Source organism: Campylobacter concisus, assembly GCF_902460705.1.
Lineage (GTDB): Bacteria > Campylobacterota > Campylobacteria > Campylobacterales > Campylobacteraceae > Campylobacter_A > Campylobacter_A concisus_Z.
In genome coordinates, this window is record NZ_CABPUP010000006.1 from 128,972 (window position 1) to 146,870 (window position 17,899).

Genomic DNA, 17,899 nt, shown 5'->3' on the forward strand with positions numbered 1-17,899 from the left:
ATGCAAAATGCACTAGAATTAAAAAATATTTGTAAAATTTTTGGTGATGTTAAAGCACTTGATGATATAAATTTTGAGGTTAAAAAAGGTGAGTGGGTCAGCGTAATGGGGCCAAGTGGTAGTGGTAAGAGTACGCTTGTAAATATCCTTTCACTAATGGATACTCCAAGTAGTGGCACTTATATGCTTGGTGGCGATGATGCGAGCAATCTAAATGCTGATGATACACTTAAATTTAGACGTGAAAAGATCGGTCTTATTTTTCAGCAGTTTCACTTAGTGCCATATCTTAGTGCACTTGAAAATGTGATGATCGCTCAGTACTATCACAGCTCAGTTGATGAAGAGGACGCTAAAAAGGCACTTGAGGCAGTTGGTCTTTCTCACAGGCTAACGCACAGACCAAGTCAGCTAAGTGGTGGCGAGCAACAACGCCTTTGTATCGCTCGATCACTCATAAACGATCCTGAAATTTTAATAGCAGATGAGCCAACTGGTAACCTTGATGAAGCAAATGAAAGAGTTATACTTGATCTATTTTGCAAGCTAAGAAAAGATGGCAAGACGATACTTCTAGTAACTCACAACCCTGATCTTGGCGAGTATGGCGATAAGATCGTCTATCTAAGACATGGTAAGCTAGAGAAAATTCGCACTATTGAAAACCCAAAGGTGCCAAATGAGATATAAAATTTTATTTTTATATCTAGTCTCAGCCCTAGTTATGGGCTGCGTCAAGCAGTATGAGAAGCATCACATTACGCTAAATGACTCAAGCGGCATTGATACGCAGTTTTTTCCAACAGAAAAGAGGCTAAAGATAGGTGATAAGCCATATATGCTATTTTTCTTTGGTACGGACTGCGGAGTGTGCAAGGCTGCTATACCTGATCTAAATACACTTGAAAAAGAGTATGGTAAAGAGGTTCAATTCATTGGTGTTTTAGGACCTAGTAAAGGCTTTGATAAAGATATTGAGCTTTTAAAAGAGCACAACATCACCTTTAAAACTACGAGTGACAAGGTTTCAGTTGATTACTTTAGTAAGGCAGTTGGTGGCGTCATGGGCGTGCCAGTTATCTATTTTTTTGATAAAGATGGTAAGATGCGATCAAAATTTATCGGTCTTACACCAAAAAGTGTACTTGAAAGTGCTATAAGATCGCTCTTGTAGGAGTGAATATGAAAAATTTCTTTTTATTTGTCTTAGCGGTATTTTTTGTTGGATGTGCTAGTAGCACTCCAAATATCTCGGTCAAAACGAGTGATCCGATCTTTTTTACGCTTAATGAATCAAACAGAAGCGTCTATGTAAATTTTAAAAATAGTGCGACCGGACAAGATGTAAATGCTGAAATTTTAAGCGAATTTATAAAGGCTGGTTTTAGAAACGAGCCAAATATCAAGAATGCTGACTTCATCATCCTTGGCGATGTGCAAAGCTTTTCTAGGATAATCAAAAGAGATCCTAGATTTTCAATGGGGATGGGATATGGCTTTGGTAGACCAAGCTTTGGCTTTGGCTACTCGATGTTTTTCCCATTTGGCTATTACGACGATGATGACTTTAGTACAAATAGCTATACTTATCACATGCAAGTAAGCGTGCTAGTGCGTCCAAAAAATGGTGGCGAAAAGGCGACAAATATTTCGCTTATGCAAGCTGGCAATGTCTATTCGCCAAGCTACATTTGGCCATTTTTTAAAGAACGCCTAGCAAAACAGATCGTTAGCTTTTTTTATAATGTCTCGCAAAAATAGGAGAAATTAGTAAATTTAAAAGGATTTAAATGCTAGTTGATGAAAGCTATGAAATTTTATCTTGTGATGATATTGAGCTTGGTATAAAAAGAAGCTCTCCTCTCTCCTTTTATTCCTGTTATGACAATGCCAAAGATGCAAAAGCTCTTTTGGTAATTATCCCTGGGCTTGGAGAAGACTCTGACCTTGGATATAGAGCTAATCTTATTCGGACTATGGCAGAGACTTATGATGTTGCATGCATTAGTGTGGATTATCACTGCATAGGCAACCGCCCACAGCTTGGGGCGAAATTTGGACTTGATGATATAGATCGCGAAATCTTAACAAGAGAACTATCAAGCATAGGTATAAATTTACCAATTGATCTAAAAAGTATCGACTGCCACGAGAAGATTGATTTGCTGCTTAAATTTCTCAGCAAAGAGATTACTATTCGAAAAGAGAGAGGTATTTTGCCGGCTGATTTTAGACTAAATGCTAGCATTACGATGGTGCCAACAAAAAATGAATATCAAAATTTTGGCGTTATGCAAGCAATGGATGTGCTAAATGCTGTGCTTTACACAAAAAAATATATAAATAATGCCAAATTTGAACATCTGCCAGTGATAATGGTAGGTAGCTCACATGGTGGATATCTGGCACATATGTGTGCTAAGATCGCTCCATGGCTAGTTGATGCCGTGATAGATAATAGCTCTTATGCCATATTTTTATGGCGTCTTATTGGCTTTGGTAAAGAGATAGATTTTACTAACTATTTTTGTTTTGGTACTGACACTTTGTATCAAAATTTATATATTTATTTTTTTTGATAAGACCTACTGGACGCTTAATGAAAAATCACCATACTATTTTATTGACGCAAGAGAAGAGATAAGAAACATCCTAAATTTAGATCATTTAAATGTTCAAAGCAGCTATAAAAAGCCAATTTACGTGAGCTATCACTGTATTTGCGATAAAGAAATAGCTCCAGCAAAGGATAAAATCGAGCTTTACGAGGCTCTTAAGAAGCTTAAATTTAACGCAACACTACATATGATAAAAGATGGGAGTGAGGTTGATGGCAAATTTATAAAGTCTCTAACGCATGGGATGGGGATGTCTTATAAACTACTTTTACAAAAAGAGCTTCCCAGTATGATGGAGAAAATTTTATCTCAAAAAAACAAGAAGAGCAGCAAGAGTATTGAGTATAAATGCGGCGATACGATCTATAAATTTAGTGAAGTCTTAGATCAAATAAATCTTGAAATTTTAGATATTGCTTAGTATTTAACTAGGCTCATAAAGACCTAGTTTTTATCAGTCATTATCTATCTCAAAGTCGTAAAATTCGCTTTCATACTCAACATTTCCTATTTTGCTGTATTGCATAAGAGCTGCTTTTATATTGTCTATCTGCTGATACATTAGGCCAAGAGCTATTCTATTTTCGATAGCACTAGCATCATTTAGTTTTGTTAGCTCTAAAAGTGCGATCGCGTTTGATACTTTTCCAGCTCCTGTCGCAGCCACAGATGCTAAAAACAATGTGCTAGCGTCATTTACTTTAAACTCATCGATTACTTGATTATAAAGTTTATAGCTCTCCTCAAAATCGTTTGTAAAGATATCGACATAGGCCAGAGTTTGGATTAAATTTATATTCTTTGGAGTATTTTTTAGCTCAGCTCTTAATTTATCACGCTCTCTTGTAAGTAAGCCCGAAATTTGAAGTAGCTTGATGTATTGTTTTTTGATGATATCAGCACCGTGATAGAAAGCGTTTGAGTTAAGCTGCTTGCCATTAAAGTGAATTTGTATCGCTTTTGCATACTCTTTGACATTTTGCTCTTTGTTTTTCGAGATGAAATTTAAGATATTTGCAATAATATCATTTGGCAAAATTTTTAGTAGTTCATCAGCTTTCTTTGCCATTAGCTCATCATTGTTTGTTACTTTTGCGATGATGATATCAAAGGCTAAATTTAGCATTGTCTGCTCTTTTGGCTCTTCAAGCCATCTTATCATCGCACTTTGGTTGCCACTAATCAGGCTTAGAAGCGAGGCATATAAATTTACAGGCTTTAAACTCTTATCGTTTTCTAAATTTTCGCCGATCTCTTCAATGAGTTTTGGGTTTAAATTTCTATTTATATCTAGACAAATCGCCCCAAAAATACCTGCAAGATGGTTATTTACATCCTGGTGATAGCTTGCTATGAAGTGCTTTGCTGCAAGGCTAAAATTTCCAAGCTGAGCGTAGCTTAGAGCAAGGTTGTATTGCAAGATAGAGTGATTTGGATAAGTACTGGCTAGCTCTTCAAATTCTTTATTTGCTTCTTTTAAGCGGTAGCTTAGTGCTTTTGCAATAGCTTCGCTAAGTTTTGCATTTACTTTTGAAGCAGCTGCACTTTGGCTAAGATAGTCATTTGCTGCTGAAGTATCGTCTAAAAAGACGCTAACGCCGCCTTTTCTTATCTGCTCGATACTCTGTTTTGCATCAAAGACCTTGTAAGGTGCGAAGTAAAAAAGCGTCTCATAGCGCCTTGTTCTATCAAAAAACATATCGTCGCTAAAGTGTGCCTGAGCTAGGCTGACATCAAAAAGATCAGGCTTTAGTATCGTTTTTATCTTGTAAATTTTACTTGGCAAAGAAGCATTGTAGTCGTAAACATCTTTTATAAATGCTGCTGCATCGCTGTAGTCAGAAGTTTTTAGATCGATTAGCGCTTCAGTCATCTTGATAAGATCGATATTTGGCGTATTCTTAGAAGCTTTTGTTAGATAATCCCTTGCCTTGTCGTATTTGCCAAGTCTTGCATAGAGCTGTGCTAGCGTGAAGTCGGCTTTAAATGCCTTTTGGCTCTCAAGCTTAGCTATTGCTCTCTCATCATCTCCAAGGAGTGATAAAATTTTTGCACTTAAATACGCATATTCATTTTTATAATCCGCAGTATTTGGATGAGAAAGTGCTTGAAGCGCCTCGTAATAGTTGCCTTTATAATAGTTTATAAGCGCGTAGTAATAGCTATAAAGTGGCGAGTTATTTTCATACTGCAAAAATGAGTCAGCAAGTCCTATATAGTAGTTAAAATTTTTGGTGTTATTTAGCTCGAGTGAGCAAGCGGCAGCGTTTATCGCACTAACCGCCGTATTTTCTCTATCGGTTATGGCTTTATTAAAAGATATGATCGCCTCATCACATCTTTCTTGTTTCATCTGAGAAACGCCGAGGTTGTAGTTTGAGAGAGACTGGTTATAAACAGCTATGTTTTCATAAATTTTTAACGCTTCAAATTTATTACCACGCTCATAAAGCTGATTGGCCTTATTTATCATTTCATCGATCTTTGAAGCGCCAAAATTTTGCGTTTGGTAGTTGTTTTCTATATTTTTTACGATACTTGCAGTATCTATGTTCTCTTTTTTGTCTTTCTTTAGCAAGATAACTAGCAAAACCACTATCAAGATGATAAGTACTAGAGCGACCACACCTGCTATTATAAAGAGCTTTTTATTGCTCTTTTTTACAGGGATTGGCTCTGGGATGCTCTCATCTTGTAGCACACCCTCACTTGCGATGCTCTCAAGCGAGACGATCTCTTCAGGTGTCTCGGCTTTTGCCTCTTCAGGCGCTTGCTCTGCTTGCTCGCCAGGTGGTTTTAAAACTACAACCTCTTCTTCAGCCACTACATATACCTTTTAAGAACTTCTGGAATTTCGATAGTGCCATCTGCTTTTTGGTAGTTTTCCATTAGTGCTATTAGCGTCCTACCCACAGCTAGACTTGAGCCATTTAGCGTATTTACAAGCATATTTTTCTTGCCATCTTTAAAACGAATTTTTGCACGCCTTGCTTGAAAATCACGAGTATTGGAAATAGAGCTAATCTCTCTATATTTGCCTTGACCTGGTAGCCAAACCTCAAGGTCTATTGTCTTTGCCGCGCTAAAGCCAAGGTCGCCACTGCAAAGAAGCATATGGCGGTGAGGAAGTCCAAGGCTAGTTAGTAGATCGCTCGCGCACGCTACCATCTCATTTAGCACGTCTTCACTTTGATCTGGCTTTGTGATACTTACTAGCTCGACCTTTTCAAACTGGTGCTGGCGGATCATACCTCTAGTATCACGTCCTGCTGAGCCTGCCTCTTGGCGGAAGCATGCTGAGTAGCAAGTCATCTTTATAGGTAACTGCTCAGCTTCAATGATCGTGTCATTGTATAAATTTGTCACAGGCACTTCGCTAGTTGGAATGAGATAGAGGTCCTCGTCGCGTACTTTGTAAAGGTCCTCTTCAAATTTAGGTAGCTGACCAGTACCAAAAAGTGTGTTTGAGCTTACTAGATAAGGGACATTTACAAGCTCGAAGCCACGTGAGCTGTTAAAGTCGATCATGTAATTAACAAGCGCTCTACTAAGCCTTGCTCCCATGCCGCGAAGCACGGTAAAGCGAGATCCTGAGAGCTTTGCGCCCCTTTCAAAGTCAAGCCAACCAAGGCTCTCGCCTAACTCCCAGTGCTCTTTTGGTGTAAAGCTAAATTTAGTTGGCTCAAGCACTGTTTTGATGCAGACATTATCGTCTTCGTCCTTACCAAATGGCACGTCATCATCGGTGATATTTGGCACGTTAAATGAAATTTGCTCAAGCTTTTCTTCATATTGTTTAACGATATCATCAGCATCAGAAAGTGCAGCTTTGTTTAAATTTAGCTCATTTTTAAGCTCACTTACGTCTTCACCTGCTCTTGCCTTTATGCCAAGCTCTTTACTCTTTGCGTTTTGGATCGCTTGAAAATTTTCAAGTGCTTTGCGCTTTTGTTTTAGCTCGTTAAAAGTTTGTAAAAGCTCGTCAAGTAGCCCAGCTTTTACATTTTTTCCCTCAAGTTTTTTTACAAATTCATCGTAATTTGTCTCGAGTAGTTTTAAATTTATCATTCCGTATCCTTAAACCATAAACATAACTTTTGCAAAAAGTACGATAAAAACTGCCGCTGTTAGTGCAAATGGGTGGATGTTGCCAAGTGGGCTAGGGCGTTTAAATATAAATTTGCAGCTCAAATTTGTAATCACCGCAGCTACGATTAGCATCGCTAAGAAAAATTTGATCATAAAAATGATTTGTAAATTTGTCTCAAAGTAGCCTCCAGCCTTTGATCCGACCCAGTTACTCATCATCATGCCTCCAGTTAATACCAAAAGCAAGATACAAAGTGGCATTATCTTAATAGCAACTGAACCGATAGCTTGTTTTGCCTTTTGAGCAAGCTCAGGTGGCATTTTTTTACAAGCTGCCTTAAAAATGATTACATCAAAAAAGAGGTAACCAACAAAGATGATTGCACAGAAAAGATGAACTATCTGTGCGTATGGATATAAATTTTGCATATTTTTTCCTTTATTAATAAATTCCGACTGCTTCACGAACTTTTTTTATTGTTGTTTGAGCAACATTACTTGCCTTTTTGGCTCCTATTTCTAAAATTCCAGACACTTCGTCAGGATTATTTTGATAATGCTCAAATTTCTCTCTCGCATCTTTAAAATAGTCCCAAATAAGCTCATTTAGATAAGCTTTAAAGTGCCCGTGACCCTCGCCACCACGTTCATATCTAGCTTGAAGCTCTTTTTGCTCACTTTCGTCCAAGAAAAGTTTGGCGATATTATATACGTTGCAGTTTTGCCATTGTTTTGGCTCTTCAAGCGGTGTGCCGTCTGTCACGATGCTAGAAATTTGCTTTTTAAGCGTTTTAGTGTCGGCAAAGATGTCGATTGTATTGCCATAGCTTTTGCTCATCTTTTCACCGTTTGTGCCAGGCACGGTGGCGACATTTTCATCGATCTTCGCCTCAGGCAATGTAAAAATTTCTCCATGTTCGTTGTTAAATTTTATCGCGATATCACGAGCGATTTCTACGTGCTGGATCTGGTCTTTGCCCACAGGCACGACCTGTGCGTTATAAAGCAAGATGTCAGCTGCCATTAAAACCGGATAGCTAAAGAGTCCGTGGTGCGAGCTAAGGCCCTTTGCGACTTTATCTTTATAGCTGTGCGCGCGCTCAAGAAGCCCCATAGGCGTATACTGGCTTAGTACCCAGTAAAGCTCAAGCACGTCTTTAACGTCACTTTGCACCCAAAATATACTTTTATTTGGATCAATCCCAAGTGCCAAAAACGCACACGCAGCCTCAAAAGTGTTTTGCTTTAGGGCTTTGGCCTCGCTAAGGCTCGTCATCGCGTGGTAGTTTGCTATAAACATAAACATCTCATTTTGCTCTTGCATATCAACCATCTGTTTTATCGAGGCAAAGTAGTTGCCAAGGTGTAGTTTGCCGGAGGGTTGGAGGCCGGTTAATACTCTCATCTTATCCTTTCAAATTTTGGCTTTTTCTCGTGAGCACTTTTGATAGAGATTTGAAATTTTAAGTTTTCGGCAGACTATGTGTCTAGCCTCGGCTTAAAATTTCTACACAACTATCAAAATCATCTCACGATACTTTGCCAAAATGCTTTTTTTAAATTTTAACATCAGGGTAGATACTTTTATCTAGTCTAATCTTAAAATTTATCTCGCAGACTAAATTTCTAGCCTCGGCTTAAAAACAAAATTTCGCCTTGCCTAAACAAAAATTCTTTGCTAAAACGTCTAAATTTTTAACATCAGGTTAGACTTTTTTGGCATCTAGCCTGATCTTAAAATTTATCGTTACAAGCAGCATTCACGCCACTTTACAATTAAATTTTTAAAAGCATCCTTATCTCTTTTACGATTTGCTTTGGAGTTTTACCCTCAACTTCGACGATGTAATCAGCCTTTTTCTCATAAAGCTTCTCGCGCTCCAGATGAAGTGCCTCAGCTTTTTTTAGATCGCTTAAAAGCGGACGTTTGGCGAGCTTTTTCTCGCTATTTTTGCTATTTTTTAGCCTTTGCATGATCGCATCAAAACTAGCTTTTAGATAGATTACAGTGCCAATTTTCTTTAAATTTTTAACCTTTGCGAAACCACCACCAGTTGAAATAATGCTATTTTTGACATTTGTTGCTAAAAATTTAGCAAGGTCTTTCTCAAGCTGCCTAAAATGCTCCTCTCCATACTCTTCAAAAATGGTTTTTATCTTCATGTTTTGTGAGCTTTCCAGTAAGTCGTCGCAGTCAAGGTTCATCGTCTTTAGCGCCTTGCTTAAAGCCCTTGCAGTCGTGCCCTTACCAACGCCCATAAATCCTATCAAAACGATATTATTGTTCTTTGTTTTCATCGCTCTCTCCACGTTTTTTAGGGATTAGCACGATAGGCACGCCAGTTAGGTTAAAACTCTCTCTAAGTTTGTTTGTTAAATAGCGTTTGTAGCTAAAGTGCAGGCACTTTGGGCGGTTCATGATGAGTGCTATCATGATAGGTGCGGTCTTAAACTGCACTGCATAGTAAATTTTCACAACCCTGCCTTTATCTCGTGGCAGTGGGTGCGCTTTGGTCGCTTCGCCGATCACTTCATTTAGCTTTGAAGTTTGGATTTTTTGGGTGTAGTTTTTGTAAATTTCAATGATGAGTGGATAAATTTTATGCACTCTTTTGCCACCAAGTGCTGAAACGCTGATAATAGGTGCGTATGCTAGAAATTTAAATCTATCTTTTATCTCTTTGCAAAGCTCGTCAAATTCTTCGCTGCTTTTATCCCATTTGTTTAGCACGATGATGACGCCAAGCTCAAATTTAGAGGCGATACCAGCGATACGCTCATCAAGCTCGGTTAGCGGTTCAGAGCTATCAAGCACGAGTAGTGCCACGTCTGTTTCTTCTAAAATTTTCTCAGTTCTATTTAACGCGTATCTCTCGATGCCCTCGATCTTGCCACGCTTTCTGATACCAGCAGTATCGACAAACTCAAAAACCCTGCCGTCATGCTCGTAAATTTCATTGACTGGGTCGATCGTAGTGCCTGCGACGTCGCTAACAACAGCTCGGCTCTCTTTTACAAGAGCGTTTAGAAGTGAGCTTTTGCCGACATTTACGCGGCCGATGATACCAACTCTTATGTTTTTGCTCTCGTAGTCTATCTCGTCGCTTAGCTCACCCTCGTCGTTATAGTTTTCTAAAAAATCATCAAAATCTTCACTCGTATCGGCCTTTATCTGTACTTTGTCTTCTATATGCTTTGCTAGCCACATGCTAAGCTCATCTATGCCTGTGTTGTGGCTTACGGAAATTCCAAATGAATTTTTCGCGCCAAAGCTTATAAATTCCCACTCCCTTTGCTCATCTTTTTTGCTGTCAATTTTATTGATGACTAGCGCGATTGGTAAATTTAGCTTGCTAAGCTCGTAAAAAATGGCTCTATCTTCATCATCTGGCATCATTTTGCCATCGACCATGTATAAAATGGCGTCTGAATTTTTAGCCTCTGCCAAGGTCTTTGCTTTTACATTTTTAAAAAGCTCGCTACTATCATCAAGCCCGCCACTATCGATTAAAATGCACTCTTTGCCCTCAACCTCTATCTTAGCTTTGTTCGTATCTCTTGTCGTGCCGCTAACATCGCTTGTTATAGCGATACGACGACCAGCTAAGCGGTTAAAAAGTGAGCTTTTGCCGACATTTGGCTTGCCTACTAATATTACTTTTTGCAAATTTTGTCCTTTTCGTGATGGCTGATTATACAAATTTTTGACTTATATAAAGTATAAAAATTTGCTTAAAAGCGCCAAAATAAAAGAAAAAATCAACCAAAATTTAAGCCACTTTTCATTAAAATGGCTATTTTAAATTTAAAGGTCTTGTGATGTTAAAAAGGTTTTATATTTCGCATCTTGGTATTTTTTATATGCTTTTTGCTTGCTTTATGTTTGCCGTTACTGGCGCATTTGCAAAGTATCTTAGCAAAGATATGCCATCTATCGAAGTTGTATTTTTTAGAAATTTAATAGGCCTTTTTATCGTTATTTATGCCATTTATAGATTTCCATTTAAGCAAGCTGGTGGACACTTTTTTTTACTGATGTTTCGTGGCTTTGTGGGCACGGTCGCACTTTTTGCTTTTTTTTACAATGTTGCTCATGTAAATTTGGCCACAGCTTTTACATTTCAAAAGACAAATCCAATCTTTACAGCCATCCTCGCAGCTTTTATTTTCAAAGAGCGACTAAGCTCACTTGGCTGGTTTGCTGTATTTTTGGGATTTGGTGGAATTTTGCTTGTTATCCAGCCAAATTTAGGCATAAGCAAGACTGATATTATCGGTGTTTGGAGTGGCCTTGGTGCGGCGATCGCATACACGAGTGTCAAGGAGCTAAACAAGAGTTACGGCACGAACGTTATCGTGCTAAGTTTTATGCTTTGGGGCTCGTTTTTGCCACTTATTTGCATGGGTTTGGCAGAATTTTTCACCTACGAGCCACTTGATTTTTTGTTTTCAAAATTTAGCATGCCAAGCTGGTATAACGTTGTTTTTATCTTGCTAATGGGGCTTAGTGGATATTTTTTTCAGTCGTACATGACAAAGGCGTTCGCGGTTGGTAAAAAGGCTGGAGTGATCGCTGCAGTTAGTTATGCAGACGTCATCTTTACGCTGATAATTGGCTATTTTATGGGCGATGCGTTGCCAAATCACCTAGCACTTATGGGCATCGTGCTTGTTGTAGTGAGTGGAATTTTAGTTGTGAAAGAAAAATAAAGGAGAAAAAATGATACTAATAGCAGGGCCTTGCGTCATAGAAAGCGAGCAGCTCGTTTTTGACGTGGCAAAAAGGCTAGTTAAATTTAACGAAGATAAGCGGATAGATTTTTATTTCAAATCAAGCTTTGACAAGGCAAATCGCACGAGTATAAGCTCGTTTCGCGGGCCCGGACTTGAAAAAGGGTGCGAAATTTTAGCCAAGGTAAAAAAGGAATTCGGCTTTAAAATTTTAACCGATATCCACGAGAGCTACCAGGCCGCACCCGTAGGCGAAGTAGCCGACGTGCTGCAAATCCCCGCGTTTTTATGTCGCCAGACCGATCTGCTCGTAGCTGCGGCTAAAACAAAAGCGGTGGTAAATATCAAAAAGGGGCAGTTTTTAGCAGCATCTGCGATGAAGCACTCGGTTAAAAAAGTGCTAGAAACGCGCGGCGTAAAGGGCGACGGATACGAGGTCGCTAAGCAAAACGGCGTGTGGCTAACCGAGCGAGGCAGCACCTTTGGCTACGGAAATTTAGTCGTAGATATGCGAAATTTGGTACTCATGCGCGAATATGCGCCCGTGATTTTCGACGCGACTCACAGCGTGCAGATGCCAAGTGCTCTTGGCGAAAAAAGCGGCGGGGACGCGAGATTCGTGCCGTATTTGGCGCGTGCGGCGGCGGCTGCGGGCGTGGACGGATTTTTTTATGAGACGCACGTAAATCCTTGCGAGGCGCTTTGCGACGGGCCGAATATGTTAAATTTGGACGAGCTAGACGCAAATATCGCTCAAATTTTTAAGATAAAAGACGCCCTAGGCGATGCAAACTAAGGGCTTTTTGTGGGTGCTAGGCGGCGCGGTGGCTGAGTGTGGCTGGGCGTACGGGCTAAAACACGCCCAAAACGCCGTAGCATTCGCGCTTACCGCCGCGTTAGTCTGCGTTAGCTTCGTATCGTTTATGAAGGCTATGAAATACTTGCCCGTTAGCGTTGCATATACCGTATTTGTGGGATTTGGAGCATTTTTTATCGTGGTCGCCGAAAGCGTTAGCGAATACGGCTCAAGCGGCCAGATGCCAGATGCTTTGCGGCTATTTTTCATAGCGACGCTGATCGCGGGAGTGCTGGGGCTAAAAAGGCTAAAATCTTGACGCATATTTTAGCTCTTTTGGCGGCCGGGTGCTGCGAGGTTTTGGGCGTATTTTTTCTAACCAAATTTCAAAAAAGCTTCGGCGTGAAAAAGGCGGCGAATTTTTTGATTTTGGTCGCAAATTTCGCCCTTTCGCTCTGGCTTCTTAGCTACGCGATGCAGGCGATGGCGATGTCAGTGGCGTATGCTATCTGGACGGGCATGGGAGCTGTTGGGGCGGTGCTGGTTGGCGTGGTATTTAACAACGAAAAGGTAAATTTAGAAAAAGCCCTCTTTTTATCGCTCGTCATCATTAGCGTGGTGATGTTAAAGATCATTTAAGTGCTAAATTTAGAAGCATGAACATGAAGTTAATTTGATAAGATAAGAATAGGTTTTAAAATACATAACTTAAAAATTCATTTACTTAATATATTCTAAAAAATAATATCAAAACTAATTTTAAGAAGTTTTTATATTAAATATTATTTTTTACAAAATATTGATTTTTAAATTCAAAATAAATTTATACAAATAGCAATACACTTTCAAACTAGTTTTAAATTCAAGGAGATTTTATGAGAATTTATAGAATTTTATTTGTATCTAGTATGGCATCCAGCTTAGTCTTTGCATCGCAAGATCTGCTACTAGAAGGTGTTGTTGTAAGTGCGGCTGGTATATCATCGAAAAAAACAGAGCTTAGTAAAAGCGAGTTAAAAAAGGGTCAAATTTTCTCTGAGCGAGATCTTGTGCGAAACGAAACTGGCGTAACTGTTACAGAAGGTGGTAGAAGTGGTAATAATGGATATGCTATACGAGGTGTAGATAGTGATAGGGTTTCTTTAAAAATAGACGGAATGGAAGCCGTTGAGAGTTTTATGCCCCGCTCTTACAATATTTTAGGGATTTTAAATGGAAACCGAAACAGCACCGAGCTTGAAAACATAAGCAGTGTAGAATTTATAAAAGGTGCAAATTCATTAAACAAAGGTAGTGGTGCGATCGGTGGTAGCGTTAGTATGCAGACAAAAAATGTTGATGACTTTGTGAGGGATGGGCAAAATGTTGGTTTTTATAGCAAAAGCGCATATGCATCAAAAAATAGTGAATTTAGACAAGTTGCAGGTGCAGGCGTAAAAGCAGGCGGGATCGAAACACTGTTTCAGCATACGTATAAGCGTGGCAAACAGACAAAGAATTTTTACAGCGGTAAGTTGGATGATGTGCCATTTTGTGGAATGGGGACTAGTATAGAGGATTCGTATTTGGCAGATAAATACCCAGAGCTTTGCTCTTTTGGTAGAATTTTACCCGATGATGTGAGATTTCGCACGCACTCAAATTTGATGAAATTTGGCTATAGGGTTGACTCGCATTTTTTAAATACATCATATGAAGACTTTAGGCAAAACTATTTTACAGAAGAGAAGAGTAATAGCACCGCAACACTTAATCGAAAGCAGACAAGAGATAGCATCCCTTACAAAAGATATGGAATTTACTATGAGTTTGTACCAGACCATGATGCTTTATTAAGTAATTTAAAGGTAAGCTTTTATAAGCAAAGAGTGCAGCAGAGGTCAAATTTCACAAGATATCATGCAAACTATCCAAACGACATGCAATACAACTCAAGTTTTGATCAAAAAGATAGCTATGAATTTTTTCAAGACAAAAAACAGTTCGATATAAGCGGCATGAGTGGCGACATTAATGCAGGTAAATTTTCTCACATATTGAGTTTTGGTCTTGGCAGACACATCTCTACCTTTAAAAATAGAAATTTACAACTTAGACAAAGTTTTAATACAAAATGGAGCGGTAGCGGTTTTATCGTAGATCCAGCAAATCCTTTTAAGCCGGTTAAAGCAACGGACGTAACCTTTGCTCAGCCAGTAAAAAGCACTCTTGAATATGTTTTTTTGGGTGACGATATGAGTTTAAATGAAGCCTTAAGTCTAAACTATGGAGTTAGGCTTGATAGATATGTCTATAAACCAGAGCAAGCAAATATTGCCTCTGGTGCAGGATATAAAATGGTGGCTACGCCATATCTTAAAAATAGCAAATTTAAAGCTATTACTTACAATGCAGGAGCTGAATATAATATAAATAACAATGTGAGCATTAACTATGCGTTTAGTACTGGTTTTCGTGCACCAAGAGTCGAGGAGATGTATTTTGATACGCCTAGGGACAGTACAAGATATGTTAGAAATTTAGAGTTAAAACCAGAAAAAGCCTTTAATCATGAAGTAAGTTTATTGTCGTCAAGTCAGAGTTATGCATTTGCTCTTAGTGCTTTTTATTCTAAATATAGAGATTTTATTGATACTGATTATGATGTTGGTATTGATGAGATAGAAGAGTATGACTTTATGACATGGGAGCTTGTAAAAAAATACAGTAAAAAAAGTCTCGACTTTAAGCATGTAAATGTTGGTAGGGCCACCGTAAAAGGTTTGGAACTAAATTCGCGTGTAAATGGTGATGCGCTAAATTTAAATAAAAATTTATATGCAAGCTTAAAGGCGACTTATGCGCGTGGAAAAAAAAATGATGGAACTTCACTTATGGCTATTCAGCCGTTTACTGCAGTGGCTGGACTTGGGTATAGTGATAATAAATTTGATCTCTTATTAACTAGCAAATTTGTAGCAGCTAAAAAAGCAAAAGATGCGGTTTCAAAAATACCGCCAAATTTTTCTCAGATAATCGTCGATAGAGATACAGGTAAAGTAACTGGCACAACACAGCCAGAAGCACATAAATTTCTAAGTAAAAGCTATTTTGTCTTTGACTTAACTATGGGTTATAAGATCAGTAAAAATTTCAGCATCAATGCAGGCGTGTTTAATATTTTTAACAAAGAGTATTCTACTTGGGAAAATTTAAGACAGCTTAGATATAACGGTAACCAAAGCTATGTTAAATTTGATGGTACCGGACTTGAGCGGTATACTGCTCCTGGTAGAAATTTTAGCGTTTCTTTTGAGATTAGATATTAGCTTTAGTTTAAATAAGATTTTGATAAACTAGGCAAAAATCTAAGGAGAAATTAATGAAAATAATCGAAGGAAATTTGGCTCTAAAAGGCGGCGAGAAGGTCGCCATAGTGGGCGCGAGGTTTAACCACATCATCACCGATAGGCTGGTCGAGGGCGCGAGGGACGCGTTTTTGCGTCACGGCGGCGACGAGGCGAATTTGAGCCTCATTTTGGTGCCGGGTGCGTTTGAGATACCGATGGCGCTAGAAAAGGCGCTAGCCAGCGGTAAATTTGACGCCGTTTGCTGCGTGGGAGCGGTGATCCGCGGCTCTACGCCTCACTTTGACTATGTTAGCGCCGAGACTACCAAGGGCATCGCAAACGTCACGCTAAAATACGGCAAACCGGTGACATTTGGCGTGCTAACGGTAGATAGCATTGAGCAAGCCATCGAGCGAGCGGGCTCAAAGGCCGGAAACAAGGGCTTTGAAGCGATGACGGGCGTGATCGAGATGCTAAGCTTATATAAAAATTTGGAGGCGTAAAATGGCGACTCGTCATCAGGTCAGGCAGGCCGTCGTTTCGCTACTATACTCAAACGAGATAAATCCAGTAACTGCTGCATTTGAAGAGGAATTTCTAGAAGAGAAAAAGATAAGAAACGAGCGCAAACATGAGGCGCAGCAGACCTTTAAAGAGGTACTTGCAAATAAAGAAAAACTAGATGAAATTTTAAAGCCATATCTTAAAGATGGCGATTTTAGCAAGGTTGGTGCAACCGAACTAGCCATCCTTAGACTTGGACTTTATGAAATGAAATTTAGCCAAACTGATAAGGCTGTTATCATAAACGAAGCGATCGAGCTTGCAAAAGAGCTTGGAAGTGATCAGGCACCAAAATTTATAAACGGCGTACTTGATAAGCTAAAGGGTGATCTGTGAGGCTCTGTGTCGCACTTGATATGGCTAGTCGCGAAGAGAATTTAACCCTTGCTCGCGAGCTAAAAGGGCTTAATCTTTGGTTAAAAGTTGGGCTTAGAAGCTATCTTAGAGATGGGGCAAAATTTATAGAAGAGCTAAAAGGGATTGAAGGTTTTAAAATTTTTCTTGATCTAAAACTTTATGACATACCAAATACGATGGCAGATGCGGCTGAAGTAGTCTCAAAAATCGGTGTAGATATGATAAATGTGCATGCTAGTGCTGGTGAGTGTGCGATGAAGACAGTTATGGATAGGCTAGCTGGGCTTGGGAACCGTCCTTTAGTACTCGCAGTATCGGCACTTACTAGCTTTAACGAGAGTGAATTTGAAATGGTTTATAACGATACGCTTGCTCGCTCAGTTAGAAAATTTAGCCAGATGAGCTTTAAATCAGGGCTTGATGGAATGGTCTGTTCTGTTTTTGAAAGCAAGCTCATCAAAGATGTTACAAACGAGAAATTTATTACGCTTTGTCCCGGAGTTAGGCCTTTTGGCGAGAGCGCTGGAGATCAAAAAAGAGTAGCAAACTTAGTGAGCGCAAAGCAAGAGGGTAGTGATTTTATCGTTGTTGGTAGGCCGATTTATGAGAATGTAAATCCAAGAGAAATTTGTGAACGAATTTTGGAGCAAATTTAATATTTGAGCTTGTTATTAAGTTATTTTAATCATAGCTTTTATGTAAATTTTTTATAAAATGTTACACAAAGACGATGCCAAAGCGAGATGAAGAGTCGAATTTGGGTGATTTTAAGAAAATTCTCTATGTTAGCTAGGCGACTAAAGCAGATATACTAGCACTTGGTTAAGGATATCGCTTTACTAAATGGCGCAGATTCGGACGAGATGTTTGAGCGCACAAAGGCGCTCGGACGCGGCAGCTATAGGTGTATCCTCTATGTTTACCGTATGGTTTACTACTATGTAAATATGCCACACCCAGACAAAGCCAAGCTAAAATGGTGGCTTTGGAAGGACTAAATTTGTAAATTTTTGTTTTAGATTTTTTATCTAAGGTCTGCAATTGCGAAATGTAAATTTAAGCAAGATATCAGCGGCCTTCAATTATAATGCGATTTCTTTTTATGGACAGATGGGTGAGTGGCTGAAACCACACCCCTGCTAAGGGTGCAGCTCTTAATCGGGGCTCGAGGGTTCAAATCCCTCTCTGTCCGCCACTGCTTATAGATAATCATAAATTTTTATTATCATTTCACATTATTTTTCAAATATCTTTATATAAAATTAAATTATTTCTGCGTTAGAAAATTGCTTACCTAGTAAAAACTTAACTATAAGTTTGTAGATTTTAGACTGATGATTTTTTGTGAAATTTATAAGTAAAAATTTTATAATGATCACACATTTTTTAAAAATATGATTTTTTTGGTTATATTG

Annotated in this window: 17 protein-coding genes, 1 tRNA gene and 2 pseudogenes; 14 read left to right on the plus strand and 6 right to left on the minus strand. The window is 38.9% G+C overall.

Annotation, left to right across the window (positions count from 1 at the left end):
- From F3G75_RS08990 to F3G75_RS09005, 4 genes and pseudogenes are all read left to right on the plus strand, one after another.
- Window positions 1–690, plus strand: a complete 690-nt coding sequence (locus tag F3G75_RS08990) for an ABC transporter ATP-binding protein (protein ID WP_054196145.1) — start codon at window positions 1–3, stop codon at window positions 688–690.
- Window positions 680–1,174, plus strand: a complete 495-nt coding sequence (locus tag F3G75_RS08995; RefSeq protein WP_149717302.1) for a TlpA family protein disulfide reductase — start codon at window positions 680–682, stop codon at window positions 1,172–1,174. Before F3G75_RS08990 ends, F3G75_RS08995 begins: the two co-directional genes overlap by 11 nt.
- A gap of 8 nt (window positions 1,175–1,182) precedes the next feature.
- Complete coding sequence (locus F3G75_RS09000) at window positions 1,183–1,761, plus strand: hypothetical protein (RefSeq protein ID WP_087585167.1); 579 nt, start codon at window positions 1,183–1,185, stop codon at window positions 1,759–1,761.
- A 29-nt stretch (window positions 1,762–1,790) separates the two neighbouring features.
- Window positions 1,791–3,039 (plus strand): annotated as a pseudogene (locus F3G75_RS09005) (DUF2920 family protein).
- Between the two features lie 33 nt (window positions 3,040–3,072).
- Here F3G75_RS09005 and F3G75_RS09010 read toward each other — a convergent pair.
- The 6 genes from F3G75_RS09010 to der form a co-directional block, all read right to left on the minus strand.
- Entirely contained in the window at window positions 3,073–5,442 is a 2,370-nt protein-coding gene (locus F3G75_RS09010; RefSeq protein ID WP_149717303.1) for a tetratricopeptide repeat protein, read from the minus strand.
- Window positions 5,442–6,686, minus strand: coding sequence for a serine--tRNA ligase (serS, locus tag F3G75_RS09015; protein WP_149717304.1), 1,245 nt, complete (start codon window positions 6,684–6,686; stop codon window positions 5,442–5,444). Before serS ends, F3G75_RS09010 begins: the two co-directional genes overlap by 1 nt.
- A 9-nt stretch (window positions 6,687–6,695) precedes the next feature.
- Entirely contained in the window at window positions 6,696–7,136 is a 441-nt protein-coding gene (locus tag F3G75_RS09020) for a hypothetical protein (RefSeq protein WP_021090475.1), read from the minus strand.
- A gap of 13 nt (window positions 7,137–7,149) precedes the next feature.
- A complete protein-coding gene (trpS, locus tag F3G75_RS09025) occupies window positions 7,150–8,112 on the minus strand; it encodes a tryptophan--tRNA ligase (protein ID WP_149717305.1) in 963 nt (320 codons plus the stop codon).
- A 371-nt stretch (window positions 8,113–8,483) separates the two neighbouring features.
- Window positions 8,484–9,005, minus strand: coding sequence for a shikimate kinase (locus tag F3G75_RS09030; protein WP_149717306.1), 522 nt, complete (start codon window positions 9,003–9,005; stop codon window positions 8,484–8,486).
- Window positions 8,986–10,374 (minus strand): ribosome biogenesis GTPase Der, encoded by a 1,389-nt coding sequence (der, locus tag F3G75_RS09035; protein WP_149717307.1) that lies wholly within the window; start codon window positions 10,372–10,374, stop codon window positions 8,986–8,988. The genes F3G75_RS09030 and der overlap by 20 nt, the downstream gene beginning before the upstream one ends.
- 152 nt (window positions 10,375–10,526) lie before the next feature.
- Between der and F3G75_RS09040 the strand changes: the two genes are divergently transcribed.
- From F3G75_RS09040 to F3G75_RS09085, 10 genes and pseudogenes are all read left to right on the plus strand, one after another.
- Entirely contained in the window at window positions 10,527–11,417 is an 891-nt protein-coding gene (locus tag F3G75_RS09040; protein WP_149717308.1) for a DMT family transporter, read from the plus strand.
- Window positions 11,418–11,427: 10 nt separating this feature from the next.
- Window positions 11,428–12,234: a 3-deoxy-8-phosphooctulonate synthase gene (gene kdsA, locus F3G75_RS09045; RefSeq protein ID WP_149717309.1), complete on the plus strand. Its 807-nt coding sequence runs from the start codon at window positions 11,428–11,430 to the stop codon at window positions 12,232–12,234.
- Window positions 12,224–12,553 carry a DMT family transporter gene (locus tag F3G75_RS09050; RefSeq protein ID WP_149717310.1) on the plus strand — a complete coding sequence of 110 codons (330 nt, stop codon included), beginning with the start codon at window positions 12,224–12,226 and terminating at the stop codon, window positions 12,551–12,553. The genes kdsA and F3G75_RS09050 overlap by 11 nt, the downstream gene beginning before the upstream one ends.
- Complete coding sequence (locus F3G75_RS09055; RefSeq protein WP_149717311.1) at window positions 12,550–12,873, plus strand: DMT family transporter; 324 nt, start codon at window positions 12,550–12,552, stop codon at window positions 12,871–12,873. The genes F3G75_RS09050 and F3G75_RS09055 overlap by 4 nt, the downstream gene beginning before the upstream one ends.
- Before the next feature lie 236 nt (window positions 12,874–13,109).
- Window positions 13,110–15,542, plus strand: a complete 2,433-nt coding sequence (locus tag F3G75_RS09060) for a TonB-dependent hemoglobin/transferrin/lactoferrin family receptor (RefSeq protein WP_149717312.1) — start codon at window positions 13,110–13,112, stop codon at window positions 15,540–15,542.
- Between the two features lie 53 nt (window positions 15,543–15,595).
- A complete protein-coding gene (gene ribH, locus F3G75_RS09065) occupies window positions 15,596–16,066 on the plus strand; it encodes a 6,7-dimethyl-8-ribityllumazine synthase (protein ID WP_021090940.1) in 471 nt (156 codons plus the stop codon).
- Window position 16,067: 1 nt separating this feature from the next.
- Complete coding sequence (nusB, locus tag F3G75_RS09070) at window positions 16,068–16,463, plus strand: transcription antitermination factor NusB (protein ID WP_085657769.1); 396 nt, start codon at window positions 16,068–16,070, stop codon at window positions 16,461–16,463.
- Complete coding sequence (gene pyrF / locus F3G75_RS09075; RefSeq protein WP_149717313.1) at window positions 16,460–17,140, plus strand: orotidine-5'-phosphate decarboxylase; 681 nt, start codon at window positions 16,460–16,462, stop codon at window positions 17,138–17,140. The genes nusB and pyrF overlap by 4 nt, the downstream gene beginning before the upstream one ends.
- A gap of 152 nt (window positions 17,141–17,292) precedes the next feature.
- Window positions 17,293–17,482: pseudogene (locus F3G75_RS09080) on the plus strand (helix-hairpin-helix domain-containing protein).
- Between the two features lie 106 nt (window positions 17,483–17,588).
- Window positions 17,589–17,679 (plus strand) — tRNA-Ser (locus F3G75_RS09085).
- Window positions 17,680–17,899: the final 220 nt, after the last annotated feature.